This window comes from Gordonia sp. i37 (assembly GCF_002043085.1).
Lineage (GTDB): Bacteria > Actinomycetota > Actinomycetes > Mycobacteriales > Mycobacteriaceae > Gordonia > Gordonia polyisoprenivorans.
The window spans coordinates 1-9527 of record NZ_MVPX01000479.1 but is presented as its reverse complement, the minus strand read 5'-3'; the positions used below and the strand labels follow the sequence as shown (position 1 = coordinate 9527).

The window sequence follows — 9527 nt, the reverse complement described above, 5'->3', positions numbered from 1 at the left end:
TCAGCACCGCCTCCCAATCGGGGCGGAACAGCACCGATTTCTCGAACAGCATCGACTGCTGCCCCGGGCCGTCGAACAGCACGACGTTGTATCCCCGGGTGAGTGCGGCGTGCCCGGCCGCACACCACAGAGCCGAGATCGACCCGTCGCTCCCGTTCACCAGAACCAGTGTCGGGCGGGGCCGCTCGTCGTCGGCGGGCCGCACCAACCAGCCGGGCATGGTGGTTCCGTCATAGGGGATGGAAAGGCGTTGTGCCACAAAGGAGCCGGCGCCGACGAAGCTGTCCCACGCGGCGCGGTGTTCGGCGAACACCGTCATCCGCTGCGTCTCGGTACCCATCCCGTCGAGGCCGTCGAAGGCGGTCGAGAGATAGTTCGCCGCACGCAGATACGCCGAGGCTGCGCTCTCTCGGTGCCCGTGGGCAAACGAGTCGCGCGCAGCGCCGGCCACCCGACGGCCCGCCGCCAGCCAGGCATCGGCCCACGCCTGCTCGTGCCCGGAGTCGAGGGCGTCGATGGTCGCGAGAACCTCCCCGGCGTCGGCGCCCCCGGATGTGCAGTAGCCGAGCAACAGTCGGACCTCGTAGTCGCGGCCCGAATCGGAATAGAAACCACGCGAGAATGCCTGATGGATCGGGTGGGTCAGCTGCATCTACCGCTCCTTCTCCGCCCCGGATCACAGCTTACGGTCGGCGCCGGGGCGAATCGCCCTAAACTGGCGCCATGAGTACCGATGAGGTCGTCGAACAGATCCTGCGCACCTACGACACCATCACGGTGGTCGGGGCCAGTGCCAATCCGACCAAGGCCGCCAACGAGGTTCCGGAGTACATGAAGTCGAAGGGATGGCGGATCATCCCGGTCAATCCCACCGCCACCGAGATCGTCGGGGAGCACGTGTACCCGACGCTGGCCGACGTGCCCGAACAAATCGGTCTCGTCGACGTCTTCCGCCCGTCCGCCGACACCCCGGAGATCGCCCGGCAGGCCGTGGCCGCCGGCGCCACCGCTCTCTGGCTGCAGTTGGGTATCGCTTCACAGGAGGCCCGGGAGGTCGCCGAGTCGGCCGGCCTGCTCTACGTCGAGGACCGTTGCCTCATCATCGAGCAGCGCCGCACCGGGATCACCGCGGGCGCCTGACGCTGCCGTGAGCGCCGTCGACACCTTCTGGCATTCGGGCCGGTTGCCGCTGTCGTTGCTGTTCCTCGCGTTCCTGCTGACCTTTGTCATCACCCGCACCATCACGCGGTTGATCCGCGCCGGCCGAGGGCCCTTCCACAACAATGTGCGCGGCGGCGTGCACATCCACCACGCCGTGCCGGGGCTGGTGTTGTTGTTGGTCGGTGCGGTGATGTCGGTGACCGTCGCCGGCCATCGTCCGGGCGCACTGATCGCCGCGGTCCTCATCGGCGTCGGCGCGAGCCTGGTCCTCGACGAGTTCGCCTTGATCCTGCATCTCGGCGACGTCTACTGGAGCACCGAGGGGCAACTCTCGGTACAGGTGGTCTCGCTGACGACGGCCGTCCTCGGGCTGTTGGCGTTGGGCGTCAATCCCTTCGACGACACCACCGCCACGGACAACACACAGCTGCACGGGAATTGGGGCGTGCTGGTGGTGCTGCCGATCCACATCGCCTGTGTCCTGGTATGCGTGGAGAAGGGCAAGTACTCGACCGCCGCGGTCGGCGCGTTCATTCCGCCGGTCGGCTGGATCGGCGCGATCCGTCTGGCCCGGCCGCACTCGCGGTGGGCCGGCCGTCACTATTCACCGGCCAAGAAGGCACGGGCCGCCACGCGCGCCGACAGTTTCGACGACCGCTTCGGCAAGTGGGGACTGACCATCGAGGACTGGGTGGCAGGCAAACCGTCGAGCGGACCGCCCCCGGCCGCCCGGCCTACCATGTGAAGCATCACTGGAGTCATCGGGTGGAGGGACATGGCAGAAGCGGCAATCGGCGAACCAGAGGTGGTCGCCGGACCGGACCTCGGCGAGAACCCGTTGCTGCTGGAGCGACAGGTGTGTTTCGCCCTGGCCGTCGCCAACCGATCGGTCCTGCGCATCTATCGCCGACTGCTCGAGCCTCTCGGCCTGACCCACCCGCAGTACCTGGTGATGCTCGCTCTGTGGGAGTCCTCGCCCCGCGCGGTCAAGGACCTCGGCGCGGTGCTGCAACTCGATTCGGCGACGCTCTCGCCGCTGCTGAAGCGGCTGGAGACCAACGGGCTGATCGAACGTCGCCGCCGTGACGACGACGAACGCAATGTCGACATCGCCCTCACCGACAGCGGGTGGGCGCTGCGCGAGCGGGCGCTGACGATCCCGCCGGCGGTCGTCGACGCCCTCGGCGTGGATCTCGCCGACCTCGAGGACCTGCATCGGGTGCTCACCCGTGTCAACGCCGCTGCGGTCCGCGCCGCGCATGCGCCGGAGTCGCGTGCATGACGTGGTCCCTTCTGCCGGTGCCGCAGCCGCGCAGGGTCGCGACGGGACTGGGCTAAGGTCGCACTATGTCGGCCATCGCGATCGTTGTCATCGGCGTCATCGTCTTCGTCGCACTGTTCATCCTGATCGGCGCGATCTGGTTCGCCTGGGATTCCGACAAGCGGGTCCGGGCGTTCGCACGGTCGACCGATCTGATCCCGGGCAGGCCGAGCCGCGCCCCGGAGAACTGGACGACGGCCACCTCACCGGAGGCGCTGCTGCACCGGCGGGTCCGGTACGCGATTGCCGACGTGCACCAGAATCCGGCGATCCCGCATGACGAGGCGACTCTGGCCGAACGCGACCGGCTCGACGACGCCGTCTTCACCCTCGACGATCAGCTGATCGCGGCAGCCGATCTCGATGGCGACGACAAGACCGAACGCCTGCAACAACTCGAGGGTGTGGTCGAACAACTCGAGGAATTGCCCCGCAAATTGTGGGAGGCGCCGTTCGCGAAGCAACGCGAGGACATCGAAGCCGTCACCGCGGCACTGCTGCGCGTCTGACCGGCGGCGCCGGCTTCAGGTCTCGGCGAGTTCGATGAGCGTGCGCACCGTCCGCAGGTTGCGTCCGGTCCCCGTCACCCCGAGACCCCGGGCGATCTTGGGTGCGCTCAGTGTGCTCCCGGCGACCCCCGCCGCGTAGTGGATGTGCAGGTCGCTGCCGATGACCGCGAGTTCGTCGGCACCGAAGTCCTTGGCCACGAAGGCTTCTGCCTTGTCGGTATCGGGTTCACCGGTCAGGAAATAGATGTGCGCGAACTTCTCGTCGCTCGCCTCGAACGGGTAGGCCTCAAGTGCGTCGCGCAGTTGCGTCGCCGACCGGGCGATCACCTCCCGGAAGAAGCCGTAGCGGTCCTCGATGGCGGCCTCGAGTGTGCGCGCGAAGTCGTCGGCGGAGTCGGGTGGCGTGCAGATCAGATTGCCGGACGCGATATGGGTGGTCACGTCGGTGGCACCGAGTTCGGTTGCCATGGCGCGCAATTCCGCCATCGGCAGTTTCGCGCCACCGACGTTGATCGCGCGGAGGAGAAAGACCGGTCGTGCCATGCGATCAGTCTGGCACGGCGGCGGGTGCGGCCGGGGGCGGACCGACATACCGTGCGGTGGGACGGATGATCTTGCGCGAGCGGGCCTGCTCGAGGATGTTCGCACACCAACCCACGACCCGACTGACCGCGAAGGTCGGCGTGAACATCGACCGCGGCACACCGCAGCATTCCATCACCACCCCGGCATAGAACTCGACGTTGGCGTAACGCGGCTGATCGGGGTGGGCCTGCGCCAGGACCTCGGTGATGGCGGCCTCGGCGGCGACGGCCTGCTCGACGAGGGGACCGCCGAGTTCACCGGCGATGTCCCGCAACATCATTGCGCGCGGATCTGCCGTGCGATAGACGGCGTGCCCGAATCCCATGATGCGCTGGTGCTCGTCGACCTGGCGGCGGGCCCACTCGGCGGGGTCGCCGAATGCGGCGATCTCGTCCAGCGCATCGAGTGCGCGGTCGGGAGCACCGCCGTGCAGCGGCCCCGAGAACGAACCGATGGCCCCGCACACCGCCGCGACGACGTCGGCGCCGGTGGAGGCGATGACCCGGGCGGTGAACGTCGATGCGTTGAAACCGTGGTCGATGGTCGCGATCAGGTAGTGCTCGATGGCCCGCACGTGCTGCGGCGTCGGCTCCCGACCGGAGATCAGGTACAGCCAGTTGGCCGCCGCCGACAGGTCGCGGCGCGGCCGCAGCGGCTCCTCACCGGCACGGATGCGGGCGAGCGCACCGAGGATCGTCGGGGTGAGGGCGGCCACCCGGATGGCGTCGGTGCGGCGCTGTTCGTCATCGCTGTCCCAGAGCGGCCGGACCCCGGTGGCGCTGCCCGCCGCCGACAGCACGGTACGCAGCCCCGACAACGAGTCCCGTTCACCGCCGAGCAGCGCCGCCGCGGTGAGGATGCCCCCGACCTCGGGCGGCAGCACCGACATCCGGTGTACCACCTCGACGAAGTCGTCGAGTTCGGTGGCAGTCGGCAGATGGCCGTACAGGAACAGGAACCACACTTCCTCGAACGAGCGGGTACGCGCCAACTCGATCGCCGAGTACTGGCGGTAGTGATAGAAGCCCTCGGCGCCACGCACGTCACCGATCTCGGTGTCGGCGACGACGAGGTCGTGTAGTCCCGGCGGGGCGATCAGTGGTTCGGTCATCACAACTCCTGACGGTGGCTGGAGTCCGCTCCGGCAGCGGCTCCGTGCTTTCAGGGTGGCGAGGTTGAGCAGTGTGGTCAATGTTGATTCAATCAATGTGTGACCCGCGCGCACACCCGCCGATTCCCGACACCCGTCCGGCACGACGGGCGCGACTACCTGACCACCCAGCATGTCGCAAAGGTGTTGGGCGTCAAGCTCTCCACCGTCTACGCCTATGTCAGCCGCGGGCGCCTGCACAGTTCCCGCATCGCCGGATACGACGGCAGCATGTTCGCCGTCGACGAGGTCGACGGGCTCCTGCAGGGCTCGCGGCATCGGCCGCCGGCCGGGGTCGCCGAACGCATCCGCACCCAGCTGACATATCTGCACGACGATCGGCTGCACTATCGTGGTCGCGACGTCGCCGACCTCGCCCGCACGACGAGCTATGAGGACGTCGCCCAATTGCTCTGGGGCGAACCGTGGAACGATGCCGAGGCCGCGCCGGCGCCGGGGATCGGAGCCGCGGTGCGGCGTGTCGCCGGAACCAAATCGCGCGGGCTGGACCGGATCCGGCTCACCGTCGACCTCCTCGGGGCGCGAGATCCGTTGCGCCATCACATCGAACCCGGAGCCGTCACCGAGAAGGCCACTCGCGTCCTCGTCACCGCCGTCGACGCACTGGCTCCCGGGCCGTCGACAGAAGAATTGGAATCGGAAGGTTCACTGGCACAACGACTGTGGCCACGTCTGACCGACGAACCCGCGACACCTCGCACCGTCAAGGTGCTCAACGCGGCACTGGTCGCGCTCGCCGACCACGACCTGGCCGCAGGCACCGTCGCCGCGCGGGTCGCGGCCAGCGCGCGGGGCAGCGTCTACGCAGTCATCGGCGCCGGACTCGGTGCCTTCGACGGCCCGATGCACGGTGGCGCAACCACATTGGCCTACCGATTCCTCGCCGACGCCCTCGACGACCCGACCGCGGCCATCGCCGACGCCCTCTATGCCGACACCCACATCCCCGGGACCGGCCACGTGATCTACCGGGCCCGCGACCCCCGGGCGACGGTGCTGCTGGAGATGCTGGCGCGCAGCGGTGGTGGTGATCGACGCGTGCAGCCTGCGGTCACCGCGATCGTCGAGGCGCTCGGGCCGTCGACCTTCGTCAACTCCGACCTGGCGCTGGCGGCACTGGCGTTGCGGTACCGGATGCGTCCGGATGCCGCCGAGACGATCTTCGCGCTGGCGCGGATCGCGGGCTGGATCGCGCATGCGCTCGAGGAATACCAGGCGCAGCGGTTACGGTTTCGCCCCGAGGGCGTCTACACCGGGGTGCGTCCGAGCGGGGCCCACGCCACCTGAGCAGTTCAGATGTGCGGTTGCGGGGAGGCGACGGCGAAGGTCCGCCGGAACGGCAGCGGCGTCCCCCAGGGCCGCGACGGGAACGCCGCACGCAGACGCGCCTTGTACTCGTCGGTGAAGCCGTCGACGAGGTCGTCGGGCAGACCTTGCAGGAACGGACGCGCGCCGGTCCCGGAAATCCACTCGAACACCGGGTCCTCGCCGTCGAGGACGTGCAGGTAGGTCGTCTCCCAGGCATCGACGGAGTAGCCGCGGTCGGCGAAGAACTCCAGGTACTCCTGCGGACCGGTGGTCGGTAGCCGCCGCACATCGTGCAGGTGCTCGGCGTAGGGCTCCTCGCGGGAGAGTTCGTCGAGCAACGTGTGGGTGGCCGAACTCGCGTTGTTGGGCACCTGCACCGCGAAGGCGCCGCCGGGCGTCAGATGGTCGAGGAGGTCGCCGATCACCGAGAACTGGTCCGGGACCCATTGGAACATCGCGTTGGAGACGATCAGGTCGACCGGCTCGTACGGCTTCCAGGTCGTGACGTCGTGGACGTCGTAGTTGGCGTCGGGATCGGAATTGGAGCGCAGCGCCTCGTCGATCATCTCCGCCGACGAATCGATACCGAGGATGTGCGCGTCGGGCCAGCGTGCACGCAGGTAGCGGGTGAGGTGGCCGGGCCCGCAGCCGAGGTCGATGATCGTGGCGGGCTCGATCGGGACGCGCGCGATGAGGTCGAGAAACGGTCGCGAGCGGGCGTCGGCGAACTGGAGATAGCGCGTCGGATCCCAGACAGGCATGTCTCCACCCTAGTCGTTTCGTCCCGGGCTGCGTGTCTCGTAATCTCGGAGGAATGGCGAACGACCCTGACACGACCCCCGGTTCCGACGATGTCGTGGAGATCTCCACCGATGGCGCCTGCCTGGGCAATCCGGGCCCAGGTGGATGGGGAGCGGTGTTGCGGTACAAGGGCACCGAGAAGGAGATCTCCGGCTCCGCGCCCGACACCACCAACAACAAGATGGAGTTGCAGGCGGCGATCGAGGGTCTCGCGGCGCTCAAGCGGCCGTCGACGGTGATCCTCTACACCGACTCCAGTTATGTGCGCAACGGCATCATGAAGTGGGTCGCCGGCTGGCAGCGCAACGGCTGGAAAACCGCCGACAAGAAGCCGGTGAAGAACGCCGACCTGTGGAAGCGCCTGATCGACGAGGGGAAGCGGCACCAGGTGGAGTGGCGCTGGGTCAAGGGCCACAACGGTGATCACTACAACGAGATCGCCGACCGCCTCGCGACCTCGGCGGCCCGCGAGATCGCGCAGGTGCGCTCGTGACCCCGCGGGTGCCGGTCGCCGTCGAACCGACCCGTGACGCGCACGTCGTCGCCGCCGTCGAGGAGGCGGGCGGAGAAATCGTCGGACTCGACGAGGCGCGGGTGCTGGTCTGGCTCGGCGACCCCGACGGCTTCCCCGCGCTGCCCGACGCCGTCGAGTGGGTGGCGCTCAAGACGGCCGGGATCGAGGGGTTCGTCACCGCCGGGGTACTCGACGACAAGCGGACCTGGACCAACGCGTCGGGCTTCTACGCCGAGAACGTCGCCGAGCACGCGCTGGCGCTGCTGCTCACCGGACTGCGACAGATCCACACGTCGATTCGCGACCACTGGGACAAAGAACCCATCGACACTGCGGTGCGCACGTTGCGGGGTGCGACGGTGGCGATCGTGGGCGCGGGCGGAATCGGGGCGTCGCTGACGCCGCGACTCAAGGCCGGTGGCGCGCGGGTGCTCGCGGTCAACCGGTCGGGCCGACCGGTCGAGGGTTCCGACGAGACGCTGCCGTCGTCGCGGATGGACGAGGTGTGGCGCCGCACCGACCACGTCGTGCTCGCGGCGCCGTCGACGCCGGAAACCCACCACCTGATCAACGCCGAGAGCCTGGCCGCGCTGCCGGCGCACTGCTGGATCGTCAACGTCGCCCGTGGGCCCCTCGTTGATCAACAAGCCCTCTATTGGGCACTGCGCGGTGGTGAGATCGCCGGTGCTGCACTCGATGTCACCGATCCTGAGCCGCCGGCCGCCGACGACCCGCTGTGGTCGCTGCCCAACTGCATCATCACCCCGCACATCGCGAACCCGTCGTCGGGACTCACGCGAGAACTCGCGCCGTGGGTGGCCGAGAACCTCCGGCGGTTCGTCGCCGGGGAGGAGTTGATCTCCACGGTGTCGGCCGACCGCGACTACTGAGTCGCCGGCTGCGGCCCAAGAGTAGGGGAAGACCGTTCTTCCCCTACTTTCCGGTTCCTCCCCCAGAGATTTCTGCCGGAATAACCAAAACCCCGCGGAAGAGCGTGCAGGTTCGCTCTTGCCTTCGAGCGCGCTCAAAGGCCTAGCGTTGCTGCCATGAGCACAGAACATCTGATGCGCAAGGCGCTCGACGCGCTCGGCGGCCTCGACGGACCGCTGTCGGTGGAGGTGATCCACTCCCTCGTTGGCCTCGACGAGATCGCCGAACCGATGAGCGTCGCGCAGGCCGCCGAGGCGCTCGACATCTCGCCGCACACCCTGCGCTACTACGAGCGCATCGGGCTCGTCGAGGTCCCCCGCGACGCCGTGGGCAACCGGATCTATGACGCCGACGCGATGCGCAGGCTCGTCTTCTTGACCCGGATGCGGTTGTCCGGCATGGCAATCCGAGATCTCCAGCACTACGTCGAGCTCGTCGATGCCGGAGACGACACCGTCGACGAACGCCTCGACATGCTGCTCGAACACCGCGACACCATCCGCAGGCAGATCGCCGAACTGACGCTGTCGCTCGCGGCCACCGAATACAAGATCGCCACCTACGGAGGAAGGACCCAACCATGACCCCCCGCTCTCCCCGCCGCATCGGCTCCCTCGAGGTCTCCGGTATCGGATTGGGCTGTATGGGAATGAGTTTCGCCTACGGCCCGGCCGACCAGGACGAAGCACTAGCCACCCTGCACCACGCTCTCGACACCGGGATCACCCTGCTCGACACCGCCGACATGTACGGCGGCGGCGCCAACGAGAAGCTGCTGTCGACGGTGCTCGCCGATCGCCGCGACGAGATCGTCCTCGCCACCAAGTTCGGGATTCTCACCGATCCCGACACCGGATTGCCCAGCGGTGTCGACGGCTCTCCCGACTACGTCCGACGCTGTGTCGACGCGTCGCTGCAACGCCTGGGTGTCGACGTCATCGACCTCTACTACCTGCACCGAGTGGACCCGACCCGGCCGATCGAAGAGACCGTCGGCGCGATGGCCGATCTCGTGGCCGCGGGCAAGGTCCGCGAACTCGGCCTCAGTGAGGCGGGCGCCGACACTCTCCGGCGGGCGTCGGCGGTGCATCCGATCGCCGCTCTGCAATCGGAGTGGTCGTTGTTCAGCCGCGACATCGAGACCGCCGACGTGCCGGCGGCGCGTGAACTCGGTGTGACCGTGGTGCCCTACAGTCCGCTCGGTCGCGGCATGCTCACCGGCTCCGC

At 68.2% G+C, this 9527-nt stretch carries 12 protein-coding genes and 1 pseudogene; 9 read left to right on the top strand and 4 right to left on the bottom strand.

Annotated features, from left to right (window positions below):
• Nucleotides 1–652, bottom strand: a pseudogene (locus B1964_RS23430) (dipeptidyl aminopeptidase); the annotation flags it as partial.
• A 71-nt stretch (nt 653–723) separates the two neighbouring features.
• Between B1964_RS23430 and B1964_RS23425 the strand changes: the two are divergent.
• The 4 genes from B1964_RS23425 (at nt 724) to B1964_RS23410 (ending at nt 2991) form a co-directional block, all read left to right on the top strand.
• Nucleotides 724–1140 (top strand): CoA-binding protein, encoded by a 417-nt coding sequence (locus B1964_RS23425; protein ID WP_079931479.1) that lies wholly within the window; start codon nt 724–726, stop codon nt 1138–1140.
• A 7-nt stretch (nt 1141–1147) separates the two neighbouring features.
• A complete protein-coding gene (locus B1964_RS23420) occupies nt 1148–1906 on the top strand; it encodes a hypothetical protein (RefSeq protein ID WP_079931478.1) in 759 nt (252 codons plus the stop codon).
• A 30-nt stretch (nt 1907–1936) separates the two neighbouring features.
• A complete protein-coding gene (locus B1964_RS23415; RefSeq protein ID WP_079931477.1) occupies nt 1937–2443 on the top strand; it encodes a MarR family transcriptional regulator in 507 nt (168 codons plus the stop codon).
• A gap of 65 nt (nt 2444–2508) precedes the next feature.
• A complete protein-coding gene (locus B1964_RS23410) occupies nt 2509–2991 on the top strand; it encodes a hypothetical protein (RefSeq protein ID WP_079931476.1) in 483 nt (160 codons plus the stop codon).
• A 15-nt stretch (nt 2992–3006) separates the two neighbouring features.
• On the opposite strand, the gene B1964_RS23405 is transcribed toward B1964_RS23410, so the two are convergent.
• Complete coding sequence (locus B1964_RS23405; RefSeq protein WP_079931475.1) at nt 3007–3534, bottom strand: DUF1697 domain-containing protein; 528 nt, start codon at nt 3532–3534, stop codon at nt 3007–3009.
• Between the two features lie 4 nt (nt 3535–3538).
• Nucleotides 3539–4687 (bottom strand): citrate/2-methylcitrate synthase, encoded by a 1149-nt coding sequence (locus B1964_RS23400; RefSeq protein WP_079931474.1) that lies wholly within the window; start codon nt 4685–4687, stop codon nt 3539–3541.
• Nucleotides 4688–4786: 99 nt separating this feature from the next.
• Between B1964_RS23400 and B1964_RS23395 the strand changes: the two genes are divergently transcribed.
• Nucleotides 4787–6034 (top strand): citrate synthase, encoded by a 1248-nt coding sequence (locus B1964_RS23395; RefSeq protein ID WP_079931473.1) that lies wholly within the window; start codon nt 4787–4789, stop codon nt 6032–6034.
• A gap of 5 nt (nt 6035–6039) precedes the next feature.
• On the opposite strand, the gene B1964_RS23390 is transcribed toward B1964_RS23395, so the two are convergent.
• Nucleotides 6040–6816 (bottom strand): methyltransferase domain-containing protein, encoded by a 777-nt coding sequence (locus B1964_RS23390; protein ID WP_006369297.1) that lies wholly within the window; start codon nt 6814–6816, stop codon nt 6040–6042.
• 53 nt (nt 6817–6869) lie between these two features.
• On the opposite strand from B1964_RS23390, the gene rnhA reads away from it, so the two are divergent.
• The 4 genes from rnhA to B1964_RS23370 all read left to right on the top strand — a co-directional run.
• Nucleotides 6870–7349, top strand: a complete 480-nt coding sequence (gene rnhA, locus B1964_RS23385) for a ribonuclease HI (protein ID WP_079931472.1) — start codon at nt 6870–6872, stop codon at nt 7347–7349.
• A complete protein-coding gene (locus B1964_RS23380; protein ID WP_079931471.1) occupies nt 7346–8260 on the top strand; it encodes a D-isomer specific 2-hydroxyacid dehydrogenase family protein in 915 nt (304 codons plus the stop codon). Before rnhA ends, B1964_RS23380 begins: the two co-directional genes overlap by 4 nt.
• A gap of 156 nt (nt 8261–8416) precedes the next feature.
• Entirely contained in the window at nt 8417–8884 is a 468-nt protein-coding gene (locus tag B1964_RS23375; protein ID WP_014358544.1) for a MerR family transcriptional regulator, read from the top strand.
• On the top strand, nt 8881–9527 hold a 647-nt coding region (locus B1964_RS23370; protein WP_079931480.1), incomplete at its 3' end, for an aldo/keto reductase. The genes B1964_RS23375 and B1964_RS23370, both read left to right, overlap by 4 nt.

Bases quoted from the DNA above. Each gene is read 5' to 3' on its own strand.
- B1964_RS23410 (WP_079931476.1), top strand. From the start codon at position 2,509: ATGTCGGCCATCGCGATCGTTGTCATCGGCGTCATCGTCTTCGTCGCA.
- B1964_RS23405 (WP_079931475.1), bottom strand. From the start codon at position 3,534: ATGGCACGACCGGTCTTTCTCCTCCGCGCGATCAACGTCGGTGGCGCG.
- rnhA (WP_079931472.1), top strand. From the start codon at position 6,870: ATGGCGAACGACCCTGACACGACCCCCGGTTCCGACGATGTCGTGGAG.
- B1964_RS23390 (WP_006369297.1), bottom strand. From the start codon at position 6,816: ATGCCTGTCTGGGATCCGACGCGCTATCTCCAGTTCGCCGACGCCCGC.
- B1964_RS23375 (WP_014358544.1), top strand. From the start codon at position 8,417: ATGAGCACAGAACATCTGATGCGCAAGGCGCTCGACGCGCTCGGCGGC.
- B1964_RS23400 (WP_079931474.1), bottom strand. From the start codon at position 4,687: ATGACCGAACCACTGATCGCCCCGCCGGGACTACACGACCTCGTCGTC.
- B1964_RS23425 (WP_079931479.1), top strand. From the start codon at position 724: ATGAGTACCGATGAGGTCGTCGAACAGATCCTGCGCACCTACGACACC.
- B1964_RS23415 (WP_079931477.1), top strand. From the start codon at position 1,937: ATGGCAGAAGCGGCAATCGGCGAACCAGAGGTGGTCGCCGGACCGGAC.